This is a genomic window from Pseudomonas sp. 8_5_2, assembly GCF_059295255.1.
Window position 1 is genome coordinate 5,243,744 of the sequence record NZ_CM181238.1, and the last position, 25,533, is coordinate 5,269,276.

Sequence of the window (25,533 nt, forward strand, 5' to 3'; positions counted from 1 at the left end):
AGCATGGCCTGTCCGGTCGCGTCGCGGTTGCCTCCCATCCGTTTGAGACGACGTGATCCGGCAGAACCCGTTTGTCGAGTTATCCGAGCACTCTAGCATAGCTTCGCAACCTGGCAATCGACCATATTAAAAAACAATGAAAAGGCTCTAGAACAATACTTTCAGAAGAAAATCAAAAATAAATCTGACCGATTGATCAGCAAAACTCATTTGTAGGACGATCCGTCCAAACAGGTTTGGTGGTAAGCTCGCCGACCATGAATACCTACAGCTCCCGCCCCGTTGTCCTCTGTCTCTCCGGCCACGACCCAAGTGGCGGCGCCGGCCTGCAGGCAGATATCGAAGCCCTGATCGCCCAAGGCTGTCATGCTGCGCCTGCAGTGACCGCCCTGACCGTGCAGGATACCGTCAACGTTTCCGACTTCCGTGTGCTCGACCGCGAGTGGGTGCTGGCCCAGGCCAACGCCGTACTGGCCGACTCCACGGTGGCCGCCGTCAAGCTGGGCATGCTCGGCTCGATCGACATGGTCGACACCGTCGCCGAACTGCTGGCCGCCCACCCGCACCTGCCGCTGGTCTGCGACCCGGTGTTGCGTGCCGGTGGTGGTGGCCGGCTGGGCAAGGACGAAGTGGGCTACGCCCTGCGCGAACGCCTGCTGCCGCTGGCGACCATCGCCACGCCCAACCTGCCAGAAGCGCGCATCCTCGCCGAACTGCCAGACGGCACGGCTGACGAGTGTGCTGAAAAACTCCTGCGGTTCTGTAGACACCTGCTGATTACCGGTGGTCACGGCGAAGAGCACGAAATTCACAACCGCCTGTACACCCAGGACGGCCAGCAGTACACCTGGACCTGCCAGCGCCTGCCTGGCAGCTACCATGGTTCGGGCTGCACCCTGGCCAGCGCCCTGGCCGGCCGCCTGGCACTCGGCGAGCAATTGCAAAGCGCTGTGCGCACTGCCCTGGACTACACCTGGCGCACCCTGCGTGACGCCGAGCAGCTGGGCAAGGGCCAGTTCGTGCCGCGCCGCCTGCCCCTGGATTACTGTTCCTGATTCGAGGCCTTCAATGACGCTACGCGGTCTGTATGCCATCACCGACAGCCAGCTGCTCGCCGGCCGTTTCCTGTCCCATGTCGAGGCGGCCCTGGAAGGCGGCGTGTGCCTGCTGCAGTACCGCGACAAAAGTGACGACGCGGCGCGCCGCCTGCGCGAAGCCGAAGGGCTGATGAAGCTCTGCGAGCGCTATGGCACCCAGCTGCTCATCAACGATGACGCCGAACTGGCCGCGCGCCTGGGCGTCGGCGTGCACCTGGGGCAAACCGACGGCCCGCTGACCCCGGCCCGCGCCCTGCTCGGCCGCCAGGCGATCATCGGCTCCACCTGCCACGCAAGCCTCGACCTGGCCGCCCAGGCCGCCAGCGAAGGCGCCAGCTATGTGGCCTTCGGCCGCTTCTTCAATTCCGTCACCAAGCCGGGCGCCCCTGCTGCCAACGTCGAACTGCTGGAGCAGGCGCGCGCCCAGGTGAAACTGCCGATCGCGGTGATCGGCGGCATCACCCTCGACAACGCCGCCCCGCTGGTCGCCCACGGCGCCGACCTGCTGGCGGTGATCCACGGCCTGTTCGGTGCCGACAGCGCGCAGGAAGTCACCCGCCGCGCCCGCGCCTTCAATGCCTTGTTCGCATCCTGATTCGAGAGAACCTTCCATGTCCCGTTCCGAAGCCCTGTTCGCCCAAGCCCAGAAGCACATCCCCGGTGGCGTCAACTCGCCGGTCCGCGCTTTCAAGAGCGTCGGCGGCACGCCGCTGTTCTTCAAGCATGCCGAAGGCGCCTACGTCGTTGACGAGGACGACAAGCGCTACGTCGACTACGTGGGCTCCTGGGGCCCGATGATCCTCGGCCACGGCCACCCCGAGGTGCTCGATTCGGTACGCAGGCAGCTGGAGCACGGCCTGTCCTACGGCGCGCCGACCGCCATGGAAACCGAAATGGCCGACCTGGTCTGCTCGATCGTGCCTTCAATGGAAATGGTCCGCATGGTCAGCTCGGGCACCGAAGCCACCATGAGCGCCATCCGTCTGGCCCGTGGCTACACGGGCCGCGACGCCATCATCAAGTTCGAAGGTTGCTACCACGGTCACTCCGACAGCCTGTTGGTAAAAGCCGGTTCCGGCCTGCTGACCCAGGGTGTGCCGAGCTCTGCGGGCGTGCCGGCGGACTTCGCCAAGCACACCCTGACCCTGCCGTTCAACGACATCGCTGCAGTCGAGAAGACCCTGGCCGACGTCGGCCAGAGCGTGGCCTGCATCATTGTCGAGCCAGTGGCCGGCAACATGAACTGCGTACCACCGGCGCCAGGCTTCCTTGAGGGGCTGCGCGAACAGTGCGACAAGCATGGCGTGGTGCTGATCTTCGACGAAGTGATGACCGGTTTCCGTGTCTCGCTCGGCGGCGCCCAGGGCCACTACGGCATCAAGCCCGACCTGTCGACCTTCGGCAAGATCGTCGGCGGCGGCATGCCGGTCGGCTGCTTCGGTGGCAAGCGCGAAATCATGGGCTGCATCGCCCCGCTAGGCCCGGTCTACCAGGCGGGCACTTTGTCGGGCAACCCGCTGGCCATGGCCGCAGGCCTCACTACACTCAGGCTGATCAGCCGCCCGGGCTTCCACGCCGAGCTGACCGACTACACCAGCCGCATGCTCGACGGCCTGCAACAGCGCGCCGATGCCGCTGGTGTGCCGTTCGTCACCACCCAGGCGGGCGCCATGTTCGGCCTGTATTTCAGCGGTGCCGACGATATCGTCACCTTCGAAGACGTGATGGCCAGCGATGCCGACCGCTTCAAGCGCTTCTTCCACCTGATGCTTGACGGTGGCGTGTACCTGGCGCCGAGCGCGTTCGAGGCGGGCTTCACTTCCATTGCCCATGGTGACAAAGAGCTGCAGATCACCCTGGATGCGGCGGAAAAGGCTTTTGCTGCCCTGAAGTGATGGTTAGCCTGCACCAGCCTCTTCGCGGGTGAACCCGCTCCCACAGCTTATGTGGTGTAACTTGTGGGAGCGGGTTTACCCGCGAAGAGGCCGGTACAGGCAATAATTATTCATGCACAATCAGCTGACTTCCCCAACCAAGCAGAAATTCGAGTAAAACTTTGTAAGGTTGGCGCTGCTTATCCCATAATGTGCCACCAGAGACATTGGCCGCAGCTTTGCAGAGGTAAGTCGATCCCCATGAACCGCACCGGCCGCGCCCTGACACTGGGCTGCCTGTTGCTTCTTCAGCCCCTGCTGGCCCTGGCGGAGGGCGGTAACTCTTTGCTGATTCCGGCAACGGGCCGCTGCACCTTGAATGTTCAGCCTGAAGACCTGGCAAACGCCCTCAAGGCCTGCGAGCAGACGGCGACGACGGGGGATGCCCAGGCGCAGTTCGAACTGGGCGAGTTCTACTACACGCAAACGCCAAAAAACCTGAACAAGGCGCTGGACTGGTTCCAGAAGGCCTCGCTGCAGGGGCACGCCCAGGCGCAATACCGCCTGGGGGCGATGTTCTTCCACGGCGAAGGGGTCAAGGCCAACAACGTGCAGGCCTACATCCTGCTGAAGATGGCGGCGGTGAACGGCGCCGAAGATGCTCTGGACATGGCCGACGAAGTGACCGAGCAAATGCCCCGCGACGAGCTGGAGCATGCTACCCAGGTGCTCGGCCAGATCTTCCGCAAGTACCTGCTGGAACTGCAGAACGCCGAAGGCCGCACGCCGTTCTCGCCACTCCCCTGAGGGTTATTTTTCCGGCATCGGCATCGGGAACGGCATCACATTGCCGCCGCCCTTGGCCTCGCTGATCTTTGCCGTTCCCAAGCGCTCCACTTCATCGATGCGCACGATCGAGTGCATCGGCACGAAGCTGCGGATCACCCCCTCGAACTGGTTCTTGAGCTTTTCCTCGCTCGGGTCTACCACCAGTTGCGAGCGCTCGCCGAAGACGAACTCCTCGATTTCCAGAAAGCCCCACAGGTCGCTCTGGTAGATCTGCTTGGCATACATCTCGAAGACCTGCCCCTGGTTGAGGAAGATCACTTTATAGATGGCAGGTTCGCGTTTGCTCATGTCTGGCGGGATAACACATGCGTAAGAAAAGGAGCGCATCATAGCAGTGCCGGCCTCTTCGCGGGTGAACCCGCTCCCACAGGTTCTCCACCGGCCTTGAAAACGGCGCAGTACCTGTGGGAGCGGGTTCACCCGCGAAGAGGTCGGAACAGGCAGTACATACCGTTGAACGTTTCAGTGCTTTCGCCACTGCCATTCAAGGGTTATTCTTGAGATCAACTCCATCGCCGTCGAGCGGCTAAAAACGACCTTGAACGCACCCATACAACCCCATCGTTTCATCCTCGAACCTTTCGAGGCCCACCGTTTCGCCAACTTGTGCGGCCAGTTCGACGAGCACCTGCGCCTGATCGAGCAACGCCTGGCCATCGAGATCCGCAACCGCGGCAATCAGTTCGAACTGATCGGCGAACCCAAGACCACCTCCGCAGCCGAACAGCTGCTGCGCCGTCTCTACCGCGAGACCAAGGCCACCGACCTGTCGCCGGAAACGGTCCATCTGTACCTTCAGGAGTCGGCCGTCGAGAACATCGACAACCCGGCCGTCAACGAGGTCAGCGTGTCGCTGCGTACGCGCAAGGGCAATATCCGCCCGCGCGGGCTCAACCAGCAGCGCTACGTGAAGGAAATCCTCGGAAACGACATCAACTTCGGCGTCGGCCCGGCCGGTACCGGCAAGACCTACCTGGCCGTTGCCTGCGCCGTGGATGCGCTGGAGCGCGAGCAAGTGCGCCGTATCCTGCTGGTGCGCCCGGCGGTCGAGGCGGGTGAAAAGCTCGGCTTCCTGCCCGGCGACCTGGCCCAGAAGATCGACCCGTACCTGCGCCCGCTGTACGACGCCCTGTACGAAATGCTCGGCTTCGAGCACGTGGCCAAACTGATCGAACGCCAGGTGATCGAGATTGCCCCGCTGGCCTACATGCGTGGCCGCACCCTGAACAACAGCTTCATCATCCTCGACGAAAGCCAGAACACCACGCTGGAACAGATGAAGATGTTCCTCACCCGGATCGGCTTCGGCTCTACCGCCGTCATTACCGGCGACATCACCCAGGTCGACCTGCCACGTGGTACCAAGTCGGGCCTGGCGCACGTCATCGAAGTGCTGAAGGACGTTCCGGGGATCAGCTTTACCCACTTCCAACCCAAAGATGTGGTTCGTCACCCACTGGTGCAGCGCATTGTCGAGGCCTATGACCGCTTCGAAAGTCGCCAGGCCAACCCCGAGGCGCCCGGCAAAGATGCTTGAACTTGACCTGCAACGAGCCACGGATGCTGCCGCCCCGGATGACACCGCCTTCCGCCGCTGGTGCGAACTGGCCCTGCGCCAGCGCAGCGCCGACTCGGAAATGACCATTCGCCTGGTCGACGAACCCGAGGGCCGCGAGCTGAACCATACCTGGCGGCACAAGGACTACGCGACCAATGTGCTGTCGTTCCCGGCCGACGTGCCCGACGAGCTGCTCGATATCCCGCTGCTGGGCGACCTGGTGATCTGCGTGCCGGTGGTCGAGCGCGAAGCCGCTGAACAAGGCAAGTCACTGGAGGCGCACTGGGCGCACCTGGTCATCCACGGTTGCCTGCACCTGCTTGGCTACGACCACATCGACGATGACGAAGCCGAGGAAATGGAAAGCCTGGAACGGGAATTGCTGGCAGAACTGGGTCACCCTGACCCGTACGCCGACGATGAAACCGACTCACTCACACACTGATACACGAAGGATCACGAGAACCGCCATGAGCGAAGATCGATCGAGCAACGGGCAAAAGTCCTGGCTGGGTAAACTGACCCAGGCTTTTGCCCATGAGCCGAAAAACCGCCAGGAGCTCCTTGAGCTGCTGCGCGAAGCCCATCAGAACAAACTGCTGGACAGCGAAGCGCTGACCATTGTCGAAGGCGCCATACAGGTGGCCGACCTGCAGGTGCGCGACATCATGGTGCCGCGCTCGCAGATGATCAGCATCAAGGCCAGCCAGTCGCCGCGCGAATTCCTGCCGGCAGTGATCGAGGCCGCGCACTCGCGCTACCCGGTCATCGGCGAAAGCCACGACGATGTGCTCGGCATCCTGCTCGCCAAGGACCTGCTGCCGCTGATCCTCAAGGAAAACGGCGACAGCTTCAACATCAAGGACCTGCTGCGCCCGGCCACCTTCGTGCCTGAGTCCAAGCGCCTGAACGTGCTGCTGCGCGAGTTCCGTGCCAACCATAACCACATGGCCATCGTCATCGACGAATATGGCGGTGTGGCCGGCCTGGTCACCATCGAGGACGTGCTCGAGCAGATAGTCGGTGATATCGAGGACGAGCACGACGTCGAGGAAGACAGCTACATCAAGCCGCTGCCAAGCGGTGACTTCCTGGTCAAGGCACTGACCCCGATCGACAACTTCAACGAGTTCTTCGACAGCGAGTTCTCCGATGATGAGTTCGACACGGTCGGCGGCCTGGTGATGAGCGCCTTCGGCCACCTGCCCAAGCGCAACGAAACCACCGAGATCGGTTCGTACAAGTTCCGTATTCTCAACGCCGACAGCCGGCGGATACACTTGCTGCGCCTGACCCCGATTACCCGTTAAGGACAAACATGCGTTGGCTCACCCGCCCCGGCTGGCCCGGTAACCTGCTGGCCCTGGCGGCCGGCGCTTCCACCCTCCTGGCCCTGGCGCCATTCGATATCTGGCCGCTGGCCATCTTGTCGATTGCCATGCTCTACCTTGGCCTGCGCGAGCTCAGCCCGCGCCAGGCCATGTGGCGTGGCTGGTGGTTCGGCTTCGGCCTGTATGGCGCCGGCACCTGGTGGATCTACGTCAGCATGAACACCTACGGCGGCGCCTCGCCGCTGCTGGCAATCCTGCTGCTGCTGGCGTTCTTCGCAGCCCTGGCGTGGTTTTTCGCCCTGCCGACCTGGTTGTGGGCACGCTGGCTGCGGCGCAACGAAGCGCCATTGGCCGATGCCCTGTGCTTCGCCGCCCTGTGGCTGCTGCAAGAGGCGTTCCGCGGCTGGTTCCTGACCGGTTTCCCCTGGCTTTATGCCGGCTACAGCCAGCTGGATGGCCCGCTGGCCGGCCTGGCGCCGCTGGGTGGCGTATGGCTGGTGTCCTTCACCCTGGCCCTCACCGCCGCCCTGCTGTGCAACCTGCATCGCCTGCGCGCCCGCCCGTCGTTTCTGGCTGTCGGCTGCCTGTTGCTGCTGGCGCCTTGGGTACTGGGCCTGGCGCTCAAGGGCCATGCCTGGACCAAGCCGGCTGGCGACCCTCTCAAGGTTGCGGCTATCCAGGGTAACGTCGAGCAGGAAGTCAAATGGGACCCGGCGCACATTGACGCGCAGCTGGCGCTGTACCGTGACCTGAGCTTCAGCTCCAGGCCGGTCGACCTGCTGATCTGGCCGGAAACCGCAGTGCCGGTGCTGAAGGACCAGGCCCAGGGCTACATCGACGTGATGGGCCGGTTCGCCGCCGAGCGGCATTCGGCGCTGATCACCGGCGTGCCGGTGCGTGAAGTGGTGCACCACCAGCGCCGCTACTACAACGGCATTACCGTTACCGGCGAGGGCGATGGTACTTACCTCAAGCAGAAACTGGTGCCGTTTGGCGAATACGTGCCGCTGCAAGACATGCTGCGGGGTGCCATCGAGTTCTTCAACCTGCCCATGTCGGACTTCGCCCGCGGGCCGGAAGACCAGCCGTTGCTGCAGGCCAAGGGCTATCAGATCGCGCCGTATATCTGCTACGAAGTGGTCTACCCCGAATTCGCAGCCGGCCTGGCAGCGCGCAGCGACCTGCTGCTGACCATCAGCAACGACACTTGGTTCGGCACCTCGATCGGCCCGTTGCAGCACCTGCAGATGGCGCAGATGCGCGCCCTTGAAGCCGGCCGCTGGATGATCCGCGCCACCAACAACGGCGTCACCGCGCTGATCGACCCGTTTGGCCGCATTACCACGCAGGTGCCGCAGTTTCAGCAGGCGGTGCTGTATGGCGAGGTGGTGCCGATGCAGCAACTGACGCCGTACTTGCAATGGCGCTCGTGGCCGCTGGCCATCGTTTGTGTGCTGCTGCTGGGGTGGGCGCTGCTGGCCGGGCGTATTGCCAAGACTGTGTGAGTTTTCCTGTACCGGCCTCTTCGCGGGTGAACCCGCTCCCACAGGTACACCGCAGGCCATGGGTTTGTGCGGTCTCTGTGGGAGCGGGTTCACCCGCGAAGAGGCCGGTACAGGCAACACAAGGCTCAATAGAACAACCGGTACCCCACCAGCCCCACCACTTCATTGAACAACTGCCCGCTCTGCCACATCGCCCGGCTCTCGGGCAGCAAGCCGGCGAACGGCCGGGCATGATCGCGTCCAAGGAAACCCACCGGCGCCGGTACCACCTCGAACCCCGCCTGCTCGAAGCTCCAGCGCGAGCGCTGCATGTGCCAGGCCTGGGTCACCACCACCACCCGGCGAATGCCCAACGGCTGCAGTACCTGCGCCGTCAGCCGGGCGTTTTCCCAAGTAGTGCGGCTACCCTCTTCCTGCCACTTCACCGCCACGCCGAAGTCAGCCTGCAACCGGTCAGCCATCAGCCGTGCCTCGCTCGGCGGGGTGCCATAGTGCAACCCGCCACTGGTCAGCACAGGCAAGCCCGAGGCCTTGGCCAGCTGCGCGGCAAAGCGCATGCGCTCCAGGGCGGTGGCCGTGGGCTGGTCGCTGCCGCCCCAGGCCGGGTCGCCGCGCTCACGGCCCGCGCCCAGCACCACAATTGCATCCGCCCGGCTCGCCAGGCCCGCCCAGTCAGCCACCGGCAGCGGCGGCTCGGTTTCCAGCCTGCGAGCGGTTTCCTGCACCACCAGTGGCAGGCTCATCAGCCACAGCCCGCCCAGCCCCACGGTAAAGCACAGCGCCGCCAGCCGGGGCCGCCGCGCGCGCAGCCACCAGGCCGCAAGCAGCAGCAGGAACAGGATGCCCGGCGGCATCAACCATTGTTTGATGAAGAATCGGATTGGCATCGGCTACACCTCCTTGGCAGGCGTGCAGCCTAGAAGGATCGACACCGGTCAACAAGGGTGTGGCCGGTGCCGATCATAAGATGTGTAGTGATGAACAACCGGCGCGATGGCCTGCGCCTGGCGACCTGAACGGCTAACGATGTGGCAGCGTCCTGGATTTCGCCGTGCTGGCGGTGCGTTTCTTGTCCTTTAGCCAGATGATCTTTGCCGATGCCGGCTCCGCTTGTGGGTAACTGCCGACAGGGCCATCGTGGCGCTCAGGAAGGGAATCCAGATACGCCTTGATCACTTCGAACTCCGCGTGGCTCAGGCCACTCAGCTCCAGTTCGGCTGGCTTCTCGTCGCGCAATCGCACCGAGGTCCTGGCCACTTCCAGTGCCAGGCCAAGCCGGTCGATCAGGCGTTCGTAAAGCTCCGGTCTGCTTGCGGTCAGCTGCGTCTCTCCCATCCGTTCACCTCATTGAAGATAAGAATATCTCCCCCCACACCTGAGCTTAGCGTCGCTGCAAAAACCGGCGATGTGCCGCGACCAGCGGGCATTCGCAACGAAGGTTTCCCACGATGCGCAGCGCTGCTGTATGCTACGGCGTTCACTCTAAACGACACCGGAGTGCCGGACGCAGCGAGGTTCCGCTGCCTGGAACAAGGTCTCTTCTCTCTCAGCCAAAAGTAGCCATGCACGAACAATACACGCCCCGTGATATCGAAGCCGCCGCCCAGAACTTCTGGGACGAGCAACAATCGTTCGCTGTTACCGAACAGCCAGGCAAAGACACCTACTATTGCCTATCGATGTTCCCGTACCCGAGCGGCAAGCTACACATGGGCCACGTGCGCAACTACACCATCGGTGACGTGATTGCCCGCTACCAGCGCATGCTGGGCAAGAACGTCCTGCAGCCGATGGGCTGGGACGCTTTCGGCATGCCCGCGGAAAACGCGGCGATGAAAAACAACGTCGCCCCGGCCAAGTGGACCTACGAAAACATCGACTACATGAAGACCCAGCTGCAGAGCCTGGGCCTGGCCATCGACTGGGCACGTGAAGTGACCACCTGCAAGCCCGACTACTACCGTTGGGAGCAGTGGCTGTTCACCCGCCTGTTCGAGAAAGGCATCATCTACCGCAAGAACGGTACCGTGAACTGGGACCCGGCGGACCAGACCGTACTGGCCAACGAACAGGTCATCGACGGCCGTGGCTGGCGTTCGGGCGCGCTGATCGAGAAGCGCGAAATCCCGATGTACTACTTCCGCATCACCGACTACGCCGACGAGCTGCTGGAAAGCCTCGACGAGCTGCCGGGCTGGCCTGAGCAGGTCAAGACCATGCAGCGCAACTGGATCGGCAAGTCGCGCGGCATGGAAGTGCAGTTCCCGTTCGACCAGGCCAGCATCGGCCACGAAGGCACCCTCAAGGTCTTCACTACCCGTCCCGACACGCTGATGGGCGCCACCTACGTCGCCGTCGCCGCCGAACACCCGCTGGCCACCCAGGCCGCGCAGGGCAACCCGGCGTTGCAGGCGTTCATCGACGAGTGCAAGAGCGGCAGCGTCGCCGAAGCCGACATGGCCACCCAGGAGAAGAAGGGCATGGCCACTTCCCTGCTGGTCGAGCACCCGTTGACCGGCGAGAAGCTGCCGGTGTGGGTCGCCAACTACGTGCTGATGCACTACGGTGACGGCGCCGTCATGGCGGTACCCGCCCACGACGAGCGCGACTTCGAGTTCGCCCACAAGTACAACCTGCCGGTCAAGGCAGTGGTACGCACCAGTGCTGGCGATGAAGTGGGCAGCGAATGGCAGGTCGCCTATGGCGAGCACGGCCAGCTTATCAACTCCGCCGAATTCGACGGCCTGGACTTCGCTGGCGCCTTCGACGCCATCGAAGCCGCGCTCATCCGCAAGCAACTGGGCAAGTCGCGCACCCAGTTCCGCCTGCGCGACTGGGGCATCAGCCGCCAGCGCTACTGGGGCTGCCCGATCCCGATCATCCACTGCCCGTCCTGCGGCGACGTACCGGTGCCGGAAGACCAGCTGCCGGTTACCCTGCCAGAAAACGTGGTGCCGGACGGCGCCGGTTCGCCACTGGCGCGCATGCCTGAATTCTACGAATGCAGCTGCCCGAAATGTGGCACCGCGGCCAAGCGCGAAACCGACACCATGGACACCTTCGTCGAGTCGTCCTGGTACTTCGCCCGCTACGCTTCGCCAAACTACGACAAAGGCCTGGTAGACCCGAAAGCCGCCAACCACTGGCTGCCTGTCGACCAGTACATCGGCGGCATCGAACACGCGATCCTACACCTGCTGTACGCGCGCTTCTTCCACAAGCTGATGCGCGACGAAGGCCTGGTCACGTCCAACGAGCCGTTCAAGAACCTGCTGACCCAGGGCATGGTCGTCGCCGAAACCTACTACCGCGTCGCCAGCAACGGCGGCAAGGACTGGTTCAACCCGGCCGACGTCGAACTCGAACGCGATGCCAAGGCCAAGATCATCGGCGCACGGCTGAAGACCGACGGCCTGCCGGTGGAAATCGGCGGCACCGAGAAGATGTCCAAGTCGAAGAACAACGGCGTCGACCCGCAGTCGATGATCGAGGCTTACGGTGCCGACACCTGCCGCCTGTTCATGATGTTCGCTTCGCCGCCCGACATGAGCCTGGAATGGTCCGACTCCGGCGTCGAAGGCGCAAGCCGCTTCCTGCGTCGCGTCTGGCGCCTGGCCCAGGCCCACGTCAACCAGGGCCTGCCGGGCAAACTGGACCTCGCCAGCCTGAGCGACGAGCAGAAGGTCATCCGCCGTGCCATCCACGCGGCGATCAAGCAGGCCAGCACCGATGTGGGTCAGTACCATAAGTTCAACACCGCCATCGCCCAGGTGATGACCGTGATGAACGTGCTGGAAAAGGCCCCGCAAGCCACCGAGCAGGACCGTGCCCTGCTGCACGAAGGCCTGGAGGCCGTGACCCTGCTGCTGGCGCCGATCACCCCGCACATTTCCCACGAGCTGTGGAATGCGCTGGGCCATCAGCAAGCTGTCATCGATGCCACCTGGCCTGCGGTCGACGAAGGCGCCCTGGTACAGGACACCGTCACCCTCGTGGTACAGGTCAACGGCAAGCTGCGTGGCCAGGTCGAAATGCCTGCTGCCGCCAGCCGCGAAGAAATCGAAGCCGCCGCCCGCAGCAACGAGAATGTCCTGCGCTTCATCGATGGCCTGACCATCCGCAAGGTCATCGTCGTGCCGGGCAAACTGGTCAACATCGTCGCCAACTGATGGCAACGCCCACCTGCAGTCGATGCGGGTGGGCGGTATCGGCCCACAAGGGAGCAACAACATGATCAAACGCAATCTGCTGGTGATGGGCCTGGCCATCATGCTCAGCGCCTGCGGTTTCCAGCTGCGCGGTACCGGTACCAACGAGCTGAGCATCAAGGAAATGGACGTCAGCGCGCGCAATGCCTACGGGGATACCGTGACCCAGCTGCGCCAGGTGCTGCAACGTAGTGGCGTCAATGTGCACACCGGCGCGCCCTACCGCCTGGTGCTGACCGACGAGCAGGAGCGCGAGCGTTCGGCAAGCTACAACAGCGGTAACCGCACCGCCGAATACGAACTGACCACAGCCCTCAACTACAGCATCCAGGGCCTGAACAACCTGGAACTGATGAGCGACAAGCTGGAAGTGCGCAAGGTCTACGTACGTGACGGCTCGAACATCACCGGCTCCGAACAGGAAGCCAAGCGCGCCCGCGAGGAAATGCGCCGCGACCTGGTCAACGCCATGGTTGTCCGCCTGCAGCAGCTGACCCCTTCGCAGCTGGACGAACTGCAGCGCAAGGCCGATGAACGTGCGCAGGCCGAGGCCGCCGCGCTGGAGGCTGCTCGCCGCCAGCAGGCCGAAACGCCTCAGCAGTCACCACTGGAACTGCCGGGCAACTAAGCCCGCGCGGGGCACCCCAGGGTGCCCTGCCTTTTTCCCATGAAGCTCGCCCCCGCCCAACTCAACAAGCACCTGCAAGGCGCCCTGGCACCGGTCTACGTGGTCAGCGGCGATGACCCGCTGCTGTGCCAGGAAGCCGCCGACGCCATCCGCAACGCCGCGCGTCGGCAAGGCTTCGACGAACGCCAGGTGTTCAGTGCCGACGCCAACTTCGACTGGGGCACGCTGCTCCAGGCCGGGGCCAGCCTGTCCCTGTTCGCCCAGCGCCGCCTGCTGGAACTGCGCCTGCCCTCGGGCAAGCCCGGTGACAAGGGCGCGGCGGCCCTGATGGAATACTGCGCCAAGCCCGCCGAGGACACGCTGCTGCTCGTCAGCCTGCCCAAACTCGACGGCAGCGCGCAGAAGACCAAATGGGGCAAGGCCCTGATTGAAGGCGCCCAGTGCCAGTTCATCCAGATCTGGCCGGTGGATGCCCAGCAGCTGCCGCAGTGGATCAACCAGCGCCTGCAGCAGGCCGGCCTGACGGCACAGCGTGACGCCGTCGACCTGATCGCCGCACGCGTCGAAGGCAACCTGCTGGCTGCGGCGCAGGAAATCGAAAAGCTCAAACTGCTTGCAGACGGCAACCAGATCACCGTCGAAACCGTGCAGGCCGCCGTCGCCGACAGCGCCCGCTTCGATGTCTTCGGCCTGGTCGACGCCATTCTCAATGGCGAAGCCGCGCATGCCCTGCGCATGCTCGAAGGCTTGCGCGGTGAGGGCGTGGAGCCGCCGGTGATTCTCTGGGCCCTGGCCCGGGAACTGCGCCAGCTGGCCGGCCTGGCCCAGCAATTCAGCCAAGGCGTGCCGCTGGATAAGGCCTTCAGCCAGGCCCGCCCGCCCGTCTGGGACAAACGTCGACCGCTGGTCAGCAAAGCCCTGCAACGCCTGTCCGCACAGCGCTGGGCACAGCTGCTGCAGGACGCCCAGCGTATCGATGCGCAGATCAAGGGGCAGGCCGAAGGCTCGCCCTGGACCGGGCTTTCGCGGCTGTCGCTGTTGATGGCCGGGCAAAGGCTCATGCTTCCTTCGCAATAGCTGGGGCCGCTTCGCGCCCCAGGATTTCAGCCATATACACAATCAATTGGCCCCAACCTGCCTGAAGGCCTAAAGTCCGCCCGAAATCCACCAGCCGGGAACCCGCCATGAGCAAAAAGCCGAAAAAACACGGCCCTAACAAGGCCAAGTCGATCATCGCCCAGCCACTGTTCCGCTGCCGCCAGGAACAACCGGACAAGGGCAAAGGCAGCTACCGCCGCGAAGCCTTCCAATCGAGAGATTGGGAGGCTTCCTACTTTTTGGCGGCATGAAAGCATCGCAAGCGCAGGCATGGTATGGTCGACACCTGACCTGCAATTCTGGATCTGTGCATGCTCTTCCGTCTTCTCCCCCGTTGGGAAACCCGCCAGCTGATCGCGGCCTCCAGCTTCATTCTGCTCGTTGCCTGCGCGGAAAAACCCACCGCAGCAGACGCACTGCCGCTGGCTCCTGCGCAACCCGCGCCAGTGGTAACCGTGCCCGGCGCAACGCCAGACGCCAGTACTGAAATCCAGCCGCTGCAAACCTTCGCCCAATGGCAGGCAGGCTTCCGCCAGCAGGCCCTGCAGGCCGGCATTTCACCCAGCACATTCGACCGCGCCTTCCTAGGCGTCACGCCCGACATGGACGTGATCAAGGCCGACCGCAGCCAGCCTGAGTTCAGCCGCCCGGTATGGGAATACCTGGAAGGCGCCCTGTCGCCCCTGCGCGTGCGCAACGGCAAGAAGCTGCTGGAGCAGAACGCCGAGTTGCTGACGCGCCTCGAGCAGCGCTATGGCGTCGACCGCCAGGTGCTGGTGTCGGTGTGGGGCATGGAGAGCAATTTCGGCCAGTTCCAGGGCAGCAAGTCGGTGATCCGCTCGCTGGCCACCCTGGCCTATGAGGGCCGTCGGCCGCAGTTCGCCCAGGACCAGCTGATTGCCGCCCTGCAGATCATCCAGCACGGCGACATCCAGCCAGAGGCCATGCGTGGGTCGTGGGCCGGTGCCATGGGCCAGACCCAGTTCATTCCGACCACCTACAACACCCATGCCGTCGACTTCGACGGCGATGGCCGCCGCGACATCTGGAACAGCACACCAGATGCCCTGGCCTCTACCGCGCACTACCTGCAGAGCTCGGGCTGGAAACAAGGCCAGCCGTGGGGCTTCGAGGTACAGGTGCCGGCTGGTTTCGACTTCTGGCAGGCCGATGGCGCGTTGCGCAAGCCGGTAAGCGAGTGGCTGGCGATGGGTGTGAAACTGCCTGCAGGCACCCAACTGCCGGCAAACAGCAACCAGCTGTCTGCCGCCCTGCTGCTGCCTGCGGGCGCACGTGGCCCGGCATTCCTGGTGCTGGACAACTTCCGCGCCATCCTCAAGTACAACAACTCGTCATCTTATGCGCTGGCGGTAAGCCTGTTGGGGGATCGCTTCAGCGGCTGGGGGTTCATTGCCGGCAGCTGGCCAAAAGAAGACCTGCCGCTCAGCCGCAGCGAACGCATGGAACTGCAGAACTTGCTGAACAGCAGCGGGCATGAGGCGGGGAATGCAGATGGCATTATCGGGGCGAATACCCGCAAGGCCATTCGTAACGCCCAGCAAGGGTTGGGGTGGCCGGCGGACGGGTATCCGACCCATAAGCTGCTTGAGAGCCTGCGTAGCCAGTGAGATTGCCGGGGGCGCTCTGCGCCCCATCGCCGGCAAGCCAGCCCCCACAGGGATATCATAGGCCTGACAGGCAGCACAGGACCTGTGGGAGCTGGCTTGCCGGCGATGGGCTGCAACGCAGCCCCGACAATCTCAGGCCCTGAACAGGTCCTGCTCCAACACCAAGGTTTGCTGACCACTGTCCAGCCTCACCCGGGCCCCCATCGGCAAGCACACATTCGGGTCACAATGCCCACTGCGCCACCCCGCCAGCACCGGTACACCCAGTGTCCCGAAAGTATCCTCCAGCAAAGGCGTCAGCGCCGCCGTGGTGATCCCGGCAAAATCCCCCACCAGCACCCCTCTCAACCCGTCCAGCTTGCCCGCCAGACGCATCTGGGTCAGCAGGCGGTCCACCCGGTACAGCGGCTCGTTGACGTCCTCGATAAACAATATGCAGCCCTGCGTGTCCAGCTCGGCAACCGTCCCCATGGTCGCCCCCAGCATCGACAGGTTTCCCCCCAGCAGCGGCCCACTGGCCGCGCCCGGCAACACGCTGCTCAAGGGGAAGGCGGGCGGGTGCACCACCTGATCACCTGCCCTTAGATGTCCACCCAGTTGCGCCAGCAACGAAGCCTCGGTCGGCTGCAACTTCCCCCCCAGCAGATCGGCGTTGAGCATCCCGCCATGAAAGCTGACAAGCCCGGTGCGCCGGTAGATAGCCATCTGCAGCGCAGTGATGTCGCTGTAACCGATCAGCGGCTTGGGGTGACGACGGATCAACTCATAATCGATTTTGTCCAGCAGCCGCATGCTGCCGTAGCCGCCGCGCATGCACAGGATGGCGTCGATGGCAGGGTCGGCGAAGGCGTCGTGCAAGTCTTGCAGCCGCTGCTGGTCGCTGCCCGCCAGGTAGCCCTGGGCCTGGCTCGCCCCCGGGTAGATACGGCAGCGGTAACCACGGTCGGCAAACCACTCGCCGGCCTTCTGAGTATCCAGGCGCGCCGGCCCCGCCGGCGCGATGACCGCAAAGCAGGCATCCTTGTGGATGGCCCTGGGCAATGGTGCGTGAACGCTATCGACACAATTCATCATGCAGCTCCAGACATCTTGTCGCGTGTAGCTTATGGCTTGCAGCCCACAAACAAAAATGCCGATGTTGCCCTTTCGGCAAACATCGGCATTTTGGCATCAAGCCCGGCTCAGAGCTTGATCTTGGCCTCGTGCGCCTGCTGGTCGGCGTGGTACGAAGAACGCACCAACGGGCCGGAAGCGACGTTCTTGAAGCCCATCTTGTAACCTTCTTCGGCGAACCAGGCGAAGGTGTCCGGGTGCACAAAGCGCTGCACCGGCAAGTGGCTGCGCGACGGCTGCAGGTACTGGCCGAGGGTGAGCATGTCGATGTCATGCTCGCGCATGCGGTGCATCACTTCGATCACTTCTTCGTCGGTTTCGCCCAGGCCGAGCATCAGGCCCGATTTGGTCGGTACGTGCGGCACCATCTGCTTGAACTTCTGCAGCAGGTCCAGCGACCAGTCGTAGTCCGAACCCGGACGCGCGGCCTTGTACAGACGCGGTACGGTCTCGAGGTTGTGGTTGAACACATCCGGCGGCTCTTGCGCAGTGATTTCCAGGGCAACGTCCATGCGGCCGCGGTAGTCCGGCACCAGGGTTTCCAGCTGCACGCCAGGCGACAGCTTGCGGATTTCACGAATGCAGTCGGCAAAGTGCTGGGCACCGCCGTCACGCAGATCGTCGCGGTCCACCGAGGTGATCACCACGTACTTCAGGCGCAGGTCGGCAATCGCTACCGCCAGGTTCATCGGCTCGTCGACGTCCAGTGGTTTCGGTCGGCCGTGGCCAACGTCACAGAACGGGCAACGACGGGTGCAGATGTCACCCATGATCATGAAGGTGGCGGTACCACCCGAGAAGCACTCGCCCAGGTTCGGGCAGGAGGCCTCTTCGCAGACGCTGTGCAGCTTGTGCTTGCGCAGCAGCTGCTTGATGCGGTCTACCTCGGGCGAAACCGGGATGCGCACGCGAATCCAGTCGGGCTTTTTCGGCAGCTCGTCGGTTGGGATGATTTTTACCGGGATGCGCGCGACCTTGTCGGCGCCACGCAGTTTTACCCCAGCTTCCACCTTCTTCGGCGCAGGGCGCGGGGTAGCATCCTGGGTGGGTATCAGGTTCGGCACGGCTTCTTGCACAGTTGTCATATTCAGTCGATTCCGCCCGTGAGGGTCGTCTGCTCAGCGTAGTCGAGGTGCTTGACCAGCTGTCCGCGCAGCCTTGTCCTGACCTCGTCGAGTTCGATCGGACCTGCCAGGTCGCGCAGCTGGGTCATGGCCAGCCCCGCATAGCCGCAGGGGTTGATTCGGCGGAATGGCGCGAGGTCCATGTCCACGTTCAGGGCAAGGCCGTGAAACGAACGGCCGTTGCGAATTCGCAGGCCGAGGGAGGCGATTTTCGCTCCATCGACATAGACGCCCGGAGCATCGGGCTTGGCTGCGGCCTGGACCGCGTAACTGCCGAGCAGGTCGATGAGCGTGAGCTCGATACGGCTGACCAGCTCGCGCACCCCATAGCCCAGCCGGCGCACATCCAGCAGCAGGTAGGCTACCAACTGCCCGGGGCCATGGTAGGTCACCTGGCCGCCGCGGTCGGTCTGCACCACCGGGATATCGCCCGGCACCAGCAGGTGCTCGGCCTTGCCAGCCTGGCCCTGGGTGAAGACTGCGGGGTGCTCGACCAGCCAGACTTCATCCTGGCTGTCCGGAGTGCGCTGCTCGGTGAAGCGACGCATGGCTTCCAGCACCGGTTCGTAGGGCTGCAGGCCAAGCTCGCGAAAACCGAGGCAGGCGGACATCAGAGCACCATTTTCACGATGCCGGTAGCGCGCAAAGCGCTATTGATATCGTGCAGCTGGTCCTCGCTGGTGGCAACGATGTGCAGCTGCACCGTGGTGTACTTGCCTTCCTTGCTCTGACGCTCGGCCAACGTGGTCATGTCGACTTCGGCGTACTTCTTGAGAATCTCGATCACCGTGTCCTTGAAATTGACCACGGTATCGCCGATGACCTTGATCGGGTAATCGGCGCAGGGGAATTCGATCTTGTGCGACTTTACGTCTGGTTCGCTCATGGCGGAAACGGCCTCGTAAGCCGTGGCAACAACAACGCCCCCGCGAAACGCGCGGGGGCATGCAGGTCACGTATCAGTTGAACAACCCGTAGAAGAATAGACGGATGCTATCCCACATACGGCGGAAGAAACCACCTTCCTCGACGCCATCGAGGGCGATCAGGTCGGCGCTGTGAACCACTTGCTCGTCCAGTTTGACTTCCACTTTGCCGATCACGTCACCTTTGGCGATAGGCGCGGTGAGCTGCGGGTTCATGGTCATCGAAGCCTGCAGGCGCTTCAATTGGCCTTTAGGCATGGTCATGGTCAGGTCTTCGGCCAGGCCGGCCTTGACAATGCCGGTCGCGCCCTTCCAGACCGGTGCCTGGGTCAGCTCGGTACCCTTCTGGTAGAAGGTCTGGGTTTCGAAGAAGCGGAAGCCGTAGGTCAGCAGCTTCTGGGTCTCGGCAGCACGCGACTGCTCGCTGTTGGTACCGAACACCACGGCGATCAGGCGCTGGCCGTCACGAACGGCCGAAGCCACCATGCAGTAGCCGGCTTCGTCGGTGTGGCCGGTTTTCAGGCCATCGACGGTCTTGTCGCGCCACAGCAGCAGGTTGCGGTTAGGCTGCTTGATGTTGTTCCAGAAGAACTCTTTCTGCGAGTAGATGGCGTAGTGGGCCGGGTCGACGTTGATGATCGCACGGGCCAGGGTCGCCATATCATGGGCCGACGAGTAGTGCTCCGGGTTCGGCAGGCCGGTCGGGTTCATGAAGTGGCTGTTGCTCATGCCCAGGTCGGCAGCCGTTTTGTTCATCATGTCGGCGAAGGCATCTTCGCTGCCGGCGATGTGCTCGGACAGGGCCACCGAGGCGTCGTTGCCGGACTGGATGATGATGCCGTGCAGCAGGTCGCTGACAGTGACCTGGCTACCGACCTTGATGAACATGCGCGAACCGCCGGTACGCCAGGCGTTTTCGCTGACGGTTACCGGGTCGTTTTCACCGATCTGGCCGCGGCGGATGTCCAGGGTGGCGATGTAGGCGGTCATCAGCTTGGTCAGGCTGGCTGGCGGCAGACGCTCGTCACCGTTGTTCTCGACCAGCACGTTGCCGCTGGACGCGTCCATGAGTACGTAGGACTTGGCTGCCAGTTGCGGTGGCGCCGGCGTCATCTGCTCCGCCGCGAAGGCGGCAGGCGTGATCATCAGCAGTACAGGCAGGCAAAGTCGTTTGGCAAGGTTGGTGATGTTCATCCGTCTCTCGAAAATCGCTAATGGTCTGATGTTCCCTGGGCAAGATCATGTGCCCAGCGCCAGTCAGTCTAGTTTTATGGCCGTAGGCCTGGCCCGCCGCCGTGGTACATCAAGGTGCGGCTTTATGTCGCTGCGGGCAAAAGCGGTCATTGTACATGGCCGCGCCCGGCAATTCATGACAAAACCGACAGTTTGGTGTTGTCTTCTTCGCGGGTAAACCGGCTTCCACAGGGGCATGTGAAACCCTGTGGGAGCGGGTTCACCCGCGAACACCGGCGCAGCCGGTGCCATCCACCGCATCGCCTGCTTCGCGGGCTCGCCCGCTCCCACTGTCAGTCAGCTGTGACCAGCTTGGCCTGCCCAAGGTTCGCCAGGCGAATGCTGTCCTGCGCCTGCTGGATCTCGCCCTGGCTGCCGATCGGCCCCAGGCGCACGCGGTGCAGGGTCTGCTGGTTACGCACAATGGAACTGATGAACACCGGGGCGCTGACCATGGTACTGAGCTTGGAGCGCAGCAGCTCGGCAGCATCCGGGTTGGCGAAGGCGCCGACCTGCAGGAAGCTTCCGGCATTGCCGCCCGGCACATTGTTGCCGCCGACCTGCACCGGCACCACTGGCGCCGCGTGCTGCTGCGGTGGCGGGGTCCATTGCTCGACACGCCCGGTGCTGGCAGGTAGCGCCTGGTTCTGCGCCACTTGCGGTTCCTTGAGCACCATCGGTGGCGTCTGGCCACGCTGGGCCCACCATTGCTGCGGGTCGATGCCCTCGACGCGCACGTGTGCGGTGCCGATTTCGGCGTAACCGAGCTTTTTCGCCGCAGCGTAAGACAAGTCGATGATGCGGTCGGAATAGAACGGGCCACGGTCATTCACCCGCAGCACCACGCTGCGGCCGTTGGCCAGGTTGGTCACCCGCACATAGGCCGGCAGCGGCAGGGTCTTGTGCGCCGCACTCATGCCATACAGGTCATACAGCTCACCATTGGCGGTGTTCTGGCCGTGGAACTTGGTGCCGTACCACGACGCGGTGCCTTCGGCGCGGTAGTTGCGCGACTCCTGCATCGGGTAGTAGGTCTTGCCCAGCACCGTGTACGGGTTGGCCTTGTAGTTGCCAGTGTGCACAGTTGGCGTGGCGTCGGGAATCTTGTTGACGTCCACGTCCCACCACGGCGCGCCGTCCTTGTGCGCGCGGTTGATATCCAGGCCTGGCTGGGTGCGCACGACGTTGCCACTGCTTTGCTGGGCCGGACGATTGGAAGAGCAGCTGGCCAGCACCACGCCAACGGCGAGGCAGGTGAGCAGCTTGAAGGAATTGGCAGAGATGATTGCGCGCATTACTTGACGCCCCGTGCTTGGACCAGCTGTTCGGCAAGCTGATGCACCGCCATGGCATACATCACGCTGCGGTTGTAGCGAGTGATCGCGTAGAAGTTTTTCAGGCCCATCCAGTACTCGGGCCCATTGTCGCCCTCGAGACGGAAGGCGGTAACCGGCAGATCATCGCGCAGCGAATCATGAACCGACCAGCCAAGGCCGCGCAACTCCCCTACCGTCTTGACCGGCTCGATGCCGGTGGTCAGGCCTTGGTCGGCGCGCTCGCCGTCCACCCAGGCGCGGCTGACCACACCTTCGCCGGCTACCCAGCCGTGGCGCTTGAAGTAACTGGCCACGCTGCCGATGGCGTCGTCCGGGTTGTTCCAGATATTGATGTGGCCGTCGCCGTCGAAGTCCACCGCGTAATTGCGAAAGCTGCTGGGCATGAACTGCGGCAGGCCCATGGCGCCGGCGTAGGAGCCTTTGAGCGTCAATGGGTCGAGCTGCTCCTCACGGGCCAGCAGCAGGAACTCGCGCAGCTCCTTGCGGAAGAATTCGGCCCGTGGCGGGTAGTCGAAGCCCAAGGTCGACAAGGCATCGATCACCCGGTAGTTACCGGTATTGCGACCAAAGAAGGTTTCCACGCCAATGATCGCGACGATGTACTGCGCCGGCACGCCGTATTCCTGCTCGGCACGCGCCAGCACGGCTTCATGCTGGCGCCAGAAGTCCACCCCGCGGGCAATGCGCGCATCGGTGAGGAACATCGGCCGGTAGTCCTTCCACGGCTTGACCCGTTCGGCCGGGCGCGAAATGGCGTCGAGGATCGACTGCTTGCGCTGCACTTCACGGAACACGCCCATCAGCTGCTCTGGGGCAAAACCATGGTCGCGGCTCATTTCGCCAACGAACTCGGCCACCTGGGGCGAGCGTTCGTAATCACCGGCATGGGCCAGCTGTACAGCGCCGAACAGGCCCACCGCGCCAAACCATGGCGCACAACGGGCAGCCCAGTTACGCACTGCTTGCATGAAATTCTTCACCTTATTCAAACCTGCGCGATCCATTTGCGGTGCGTATGGATCGACATCAAAACGCCAAACGCTGACAGCAGCGTCACCAACGAAGTTCCGCCATAGCTGATGAAGGGAAGCGGCACGCCCACCACGGGCAGAAGGCCGCTGACCATTCCGATATTGACGAACACGTATACAAAAAAGGTCATGGTCAAGCTGCCCGCCAGCAGCTTGCCGAACAGGGTCTGCGCCTGCGCGGTGATCACCAGGCCGCGACCGATCAGCAGCAGGTAGACGATCAGCAGCAGGCAGATCCCGACCAGGCCGAATTCCTCGCCGAGCACGGCGATGATGAAGTCGGTGTGGCTTTCCGGCAGGAAGTCCAGGTGCGACTGGGTGCCGAGCAGCCAGCCCTTGCCAAACACTCCGCCGGAGCCAATCGCGGCCTTGGACTGGATGATGTTCCAGCCAGTCCCCAAGGGATCGCTTTCCGGGTCGAGGAAGGTCAGCACCCGCTGTTTCTGGTAGTCGTGCATGACGAAGAACCACATCGCCACCGCCACCGGTACCGCAGCTGCCAGCACGCTGAGGATCCAGCGCCAGCGTAGGCCACCCATGAACAGCACGAAGGCGCCGGAGGCGAGAATCAGCAGCGCCGTTCCCAGGTCGGGCTGGCGTACGATGAGGATGAAGGGCACGCCGATCAGCACCAGGCTGATCGCCACGTGCTTCAGATGCGGCGGCAAGGTGCGCTTGGACAGATACCAGGCGATGGTCGCCGGCATGATGATCTTCATGAATTCCGAGGGCTGGAAGCGGATCACCCCGGGTATGTTGATCCAGCGCGTGGCACCCATGGCGTTGTGGCCCATCACGTCCACCACCACCAGCAACAGCACCCCGGCCAGGTAGGCCAGTGGCACCCAGCGGGCCATGAAACGCGGCTCCAGCTGGGCGATCACGAACATCGACACCAGGCCGATGCCGAACGAGGTGGCCTGCTTGAGCAGCAAGTCCCAGTTCTTGCCACTGGCCGAATACAGCACGAACAGGCTGCCGGCCGCGAGGGTCAGCAGAATGACCAGCAAGGGGCCGTCGATATGGATGCGCTGCAGAAAGCTGGCGCGCCGACGCATCACATCCTCACTGGAGAGCATGCGATCGAAATTGTTCATCACAAGGCCGATTCCTGGGTAACGGTGGCAGGCGCGAACTCGGGCTTGAGCCGGCCATTTTCGTCGAGCAACCAGGCGTCCATGATCTGGCGTACCACGGGCGCGGCCACACCAGAGCCGGACTCACCGTTCTCGACCATCACCGAGACCACGATCTTCGGGGCTTCGGCCGGGGCGAAAGCAACGAACAGGGCGTGGTCACGATGGCGCTCCTGGAGCTTGTTGCGGTCGTACTTCTCGCCCTGCTTGATCGCCACCACCTGGGCGGTGCCGCTCTTGCCGGCAATGCGGTACTGCGCGCCGGCCGCAGCCTTGCGCGCGGTACCACGGGCATTGTGCATCACCTGCTCCATGCCATGGGTGACCTTGGCCCAGTCGGACTTGTCACGCAGCACGATGTTGTCCATGGGGTTGTCGTCCACCGGCGGCTGGCCTTCGATGGTCTTGGCCAGGTGCGGGCGGTTCCATACGCCCTTGTTGGCAATCAGCGCAGTGGCCTGGGCCAGCTGCAGCGGCGTTGCCTGCATGTAGCCCTGGCCGATGCCGAGAATCAGGGTTTCGCCGGGGAACCAGGCCTGGCGGCGGGTGGCCCGCTTCCATTCGCGCGATGGCATCAACCCGGCGGATTCTTCGAACATGTCGAGGGAAACCCGCTGGCCGATGCCGAACTTGTTCATGTAGGTGGACAGCCGATCGATGCCCATCTTGTGCGCAAGATCGTAGAAATAGGTATCGTTGGAACGCATGATTGCGGTGTCCAGGTCGACCCAGCCATCACCGGAACGGTTCCAGTTACGGTACTTGTGGTCGTAGTTGGGCAACTGGTAGTAACCCGGGTCGAACACTCGGCTGCCAGCATTGACCACACCACTGTCCAGGCCGGCAATGGCCACCGCCGGCTTGATGGTCGAGCCCGGCGGATACAAGCCACGCAGTACGCGGTTGAACAGCGGCCGGTCGATCGAGTCGCGCAGCTCGGCATAGGCCTTGAAGCTGATACCGGTGACGAACAGGTTGGGGTCGAAGCTCGGCTGGCTGACCATCGCCAGCACCTCGCCGGTACGCGGATCCAGCGCTACGATTGCGCCACGGCGGCCACCGAGGGCAGCCTCGGCGGCCTCCTGCAACTTGATGTCCAGGCTCAGCACAATGTCTTTGCCCGGCTTCGGGTCGGTACGCTTGAGCACCCGAAGCACGCGGCCACGGGCGTTGGTCTCGACTTCTTCGTAGCCTACCTGGCCGTGCAGATCGGGTTCGTAGAAGCGCTCGATGCCGGTCTTGCCGATATGGTGGGTGCCGCTGTAGTTCACCGGGTCGAGGGTTTTCAGCTCTTTCTCGTTGATCCGCCCCACATAACCCACCGAGTGCGCAAAATGCGCGCCCTGCGGATAGTGCCGCACCAGCTGGGCCACCACTTCCACGCCCGGCAGGCGGAACTGGTTGACCGCGACGCGGGCGATCTGTTCTTCGCTGAGCTCGAACAGTATCGGCACCGGCTCGAACGGCCGGCGACCCTGGCGCATGCGCTTCTCGAACAAGGCACGGTCGTCGGCCGTCAGCTCCAGCACTTCGACGATGTTGTCCAGCACTTCCTGCCAGTTACCTGCGCGTTCGCGGGTCATGGACAGGCTGAAGCTGGGCCGGTTGTCGGCCACAATGACGCCGTTGCGGTCAAAGATCAGCCCACGGGTCGGCGGAATCGGCTGCACATGCACCCGGTTGTTCTCCGACAGCGTCGAGTGGTAGTCGTACTGGATGATCTGCAGGTAGTACAGCCGGGCAATCAGCACGCATATAAGCAGCATGACCGCCACTGCGCCGACCACGACGCGGTTGCGCACCAGGCGGGCGTCTTTCTCGTGGTCCTTGAGACGGATCGGCTGCGACATCGGACTG

At 63.4% G+C, this 25,533-nt stretch carries 25 protein-coding genes; 13 read left to right on the forward strand and 12 right to left on the reverse strand.

Features of this window, described 5'->3' with window-relative positions:
• Window positions 1–257 precede the first annotated feature (257 nt).
• From AC5O5R_RS24000 to AC5O5R_RS24015, 4 genes are all read left to right on the forward strand, one after another.
• Window positions 258–1,055 (forward strand): hydroxymethylpyrimidine/phosphomethylpyrimidine kinase, encoded by a 798-nt coding sequence (locus tag AC5O5R_RS24000; protein WP_172228170.1) that lies wholly within the window; start codon window positions 258–260, stop codon window positions 1,053–1,055.
• A 13-nt stretch (window positions 1,056–1,068) separates the two neighbouring features.
• Window positions 1,069–1,692, forward strand: coding sequence for a thiamine phosphate synthase (gene thiE, locus AC5O5R_RS24005; protein ID WP_172228172.1), 624 nt, complete (start codon window positions 1,069–1,071; stop codon window positions 1,690–1,692).
• A 16-nt stretch (window positions 1,693–1,708) separates the two neighbouring features.
• Entirely contained in the window at window positions 1,709–2,992 is a 1,284-nt protein-coding gene (hemL, locus tag AC5O5R_RS24010; RefSeq protein ID WP_172228174.1) for a glutamate-1-semialdehyde 2,1-aminomutase, read from the forward strand.
• A 240-nt stretch (window positions 2,993–3,232) separates the two neighbouring features.
• Window positions 3,233–3,778: a tetratricopeptide repeat protein gene (locus tag AC5O5R_RS24015; protein ID WP_172228176.1), complete on the forward strand. Its 546-nt coding sequence runs from the start codon at window positions 3,233–3,235 to the stop codon at window positions 3,776–3,778.
• 3 nt (window positions 3,779–3,781) lie between these two features.
• On the opposite strand, the gene AC5O5R_RS24020 is transcribed toward AC5O5R_RS24015, so the two are convergent.
• Window positions 3,782–4,108 (reverse strand): DUF1820 family protein, encoded by a 327-nt coding sequence (locus AC5O5R_RS24020; RefSeq protein ID WP_041167902.1) that lies wholly within the window; start codon window positions 4,106–4,108, stop codon window positions 3,782–3,784.
• A 250-nt stretch (window positions 4,109–4,358) separates the two neighbouring features.
• On the opposite strand from AC5O5R_RS24020, the gene AC5O5R_RS24025 reads away from it, so the two are divergent.
• Genes AC5O5R_RS24025 through lnt form a run of 4 tightly spaced genes read left to right on the forward strand, consistent with a single transcriptional unit; the run spans window position 4,359 to window position 8,214 of the window.
• On the forward strand, window positions 4,359–5,357 hold the full coding sequence (locus AC5O5R_RS24025; RefSeq protein ID WP_172228178.1) for a PhoH family protein: 999 nt from the start codon (window positions 4,359–4,361) through the stop codon (window positions 5,355–5,357).
• Entirely contained in the window at window positions 5,350–5,823 is a 474-nt protein-coding gene (gene ybeY, locus AC5O5R_RS24030) for an rRNA maturation RNase YbeY (protein ID WP_172287932.1), read from the forward strand. Before AC5O5R_RS24025 ends, ybeY begins: the two co-directional genes overlap by 8 nt.
• Before the next feature lie 25 nt (window positions 5,824–5,848).
• Window positions 5,849–6,688, forward strand: coding sequence for a CorC family transporter (locus tag AC5O5R_RS24035; RefSeq protein WP_172228182.1), 840 nt, complete (start codon window positions 5,849–5,851; stop codon window positions 6,686–6,688).
• Between the two features lie 8 nt (window positions 6,689–6,696).
• Window positions 6,697–8,214 (forward strand): apolipoprotein N-acyltransferase, encoded by a 1,518-nt coding sequence (gene lnt, locus AC5O5R_RS24040; RefSeq protein WP_172287929.1) that lies wholly within the window; start codon window positions 6,697–6,699, stop codon window positions 8,212–8,214.
• 125 nt (window positions 8,215–8,339) lie between these two features.
• Here the strand turns inward: lnt and AC5O5R_RS24045 are convergent, their stop codons facing one another.
• Together AC5O5R_RS24045 and AC5O5R_RS24050 are read right to left on the reverse strand one after the other, a co-directional pair.
• On the reverse strand, window positions 8,340–9,101 hold the full coding sequence (locus tag AC5O5R_RS24045) for a YdcF family protein (protein ID WP_494514771.1): 762 nt from the start codon (window positions 9,099–9,101) through the stop codon (window positions 8,340–8,342).
• Window positions 9,102–9,234: 133 nt separating this feature from the next.
• Window positions 9,235–9,549 (reverse strand): hypothetical protein, encoded by a 315-nt coding sequence (locus AC5O5R_RS24050; protein ID WP_172223871.1) that lies wholly within the window; start codon window positions 9,547–9,549, stop codon window positions 9,235–9,237.
• A gap of 227 nt (window positions 9,550–9,776) precedes the next feature.
• On the opposite strand from AC5O5R_RS24050, the gene leuS reads away from it, so the two are divergent.
• The 5 genes from leuS to AC5O5R_RS24075 all read left to right on the forward strand — a co-directional run bounded on the left by leuS (window position 9,777) and on the right by AC5O5R_RS24075 (window position 15,776).
• The gene (gene leuS, locus AC5O5R_RS24055; protein ID WP_172223867.1) at window positions 9,777–12,383 is read left to right on the forward strand and encodes a leucine--tRNA ligase; all 2,607 of its coding nucleotides are present in this window, start codon (window positions 9,777–9,779) and stop codon (window positions 12,381–12,383) included.
• Window positions 12,384–12,444: 61 nt separating this feature from the next.
• Window positions 12,445–13,050 carry an LPS-assembly lipoprotein LptE gene (locus AC5O5R_RS24060; protein ID WP_172286691.1) on the forward strand — a complete coding sequence of 202 codons (606 nt, stop codon included), beginning with the start codon at window positions 12,445–12,447 and terminating at the stop codon, window positions 13,048–13,050.
• A 39-nt stretch (window positions 13,051–13,089) separates the two neighbouring features.
• Entirely contained in the window at window positions 13,090–14,127 is a 1,038-nt protein-coding gene (gene holA / locus AC5O5R_RS24065; RefSeq protein ID WP_494514772.1) for a DNA polymerase III subunit delta, read from the forward strand.
• A 107-nt stretch (window positions 14,128–14,234) separates the two neighbouring features.
• Window positions 14,235–14,399, forward strand: a complete 165-nt coding sequence (gene arfA / locus AC5O5R_RS24070; protein WP_012274368.1) for an alternative ribosome rescue factor ArfA — start codon at window positions 14,235–14,237, stop codon at window positions 14,397–14,399.
• A gap of 60 nt (window positions 14,400–14,459) precedes the next feature.
• On the forward strand, window positions 14,460–15,776 hold the full coding sequence (locus AC5O5R_RS24075) for a lytic murein transglycosylase (protein ID WP_172223854.1): 1,317 nt from the start codon (window positions 14,460–14,462) through the stop codon (window positions 15,774–15,776).
• Window positions 15,777–15,908: 132 nt separating this feature from the next.
• Here the strand turns inward: AC5O5R_RS24075 and AC5O5R_RS24080 are convergent, their stop codons facing one another.
• The 9 genes from AC5O5R_RS24080 to mrdA all read right to left on the reverse strand — a co-directional run bounded on the left by AC5O5R_RS24080 (window position 15,909) and on the right by mrdA (window position 25,526).
• Window positions 15,909–16,847 (reverse strand): S66 peptidase family protein, encoded by a 939-nt coding sequence (locus tag AC5O5R_RS24080; RefSeq protein WP_494514773.1) that lies wholly within the window; start codon window positions 16,845–16,847, stop codon window positions 15,909–15,911.
• A gap of 110 nt (window positions 16,848–16,957) precedes the next feature.
• Complete coding sequence (gene lipA / locus AC5O5R_RS24085; protein ID WP_256676344.1) at window positions 16,958–17,974, reverse strand: lipoyl synthase; 1,017 nt, start codon at window positions 17,972–17,974, stop codon at window positions 16,958–16,960.
• Between the two features lie 2 nt (window positions 17,975–17,976).
• Window positions 17,977–18,624 carry a lipoyl(octanoyl) transferase LipB gene (gene lipB / locus AC5O5R_RS24090; protein ID WP_172223847.1) on the reverse strand — a complete coding sequence of 216 codons (648 nt, stop codon included), beginning with the start codon at window positions 18,622–18,624 and terminating at the stop codon, window positions 17,977–17,979.
• Entirely contained in the window at window positions 18,624–18,899 is a 276-nt protein-coding gene (locus AC5O5R_RS24095; RefSeq protein ID WP_172223844.1) for a DUF493 domain-containing protein, read from the reverse strand. Before AC5O5R_RS24095 ends, lipB begins: the two co-directional genes overlap by 1 nt.
• Window positions 18,900–18,972: 73 nt before the next feature.
• Complete coding sequence (locus AC5O5R_RS24100) at window positions 18,973–20,133, reverse strand: D-alanyl-D-alanine carboxypeptidase family protein (RefSeq protein ID WP_172223839.1); 1,161 nt, start codon at window positions 20,131–20,133, stop codon at window positions 18,973–18,975.
• Window positions 20,134–20,465: 332 nt separating this feature from the next.
• Window positions 20,466–21,467, reverse strand: coding sequence for a septal ring lytic transglycosylase RlpA family protein (locus AC5O5R_RS24105; protein ID WP_172223835.1), 1,002 nt, complete (start codon window positions 21,465–21,467; stop codon window positions 20,466–20,468).
• Entirely contained in the window at window positions 21,467–22,477 is a 1,011-nt protein-coding gene (gene mltB / locus AC5O5R_RS24110; RefSeq protein ID WP_172223832.1) for a lytic murein transglycosylase B, read from the reverse strand. The genes AC5O5R_RS24105 and mltB overlap by 1 nt, the downstream gene beginning before the upstream one ends.
• A gap of 17 nt (window positions 22,478–22,494) precedes the next feature.
• A complete protein-coding gene (gene rodA, locus AC5O5R_RS24115) occupies window positions 22,495–23,598 on the reverse strand; it encodes a rod shape-determining protein RodA (protein WP_056796665.1) in 1,104 nt (367 codons plus the stop codon).
• Window positions 23,599–23,636: 38 nt separating this feature from the next.
• On the reverse strand, window positions 23,637–25,526 hold the full coding sequence (mrdA, locus tag AC5O5R_RS24120; protein ID WP_172223828.1) for a penicillin-binding protein 2: 1,890 nt from the start codon (window positions 25,524–25,526) through the stop codon (window positions 23,637–23,639).
• Window positions 25,527–25,533 lie beyond the last annotated feature (7 nt).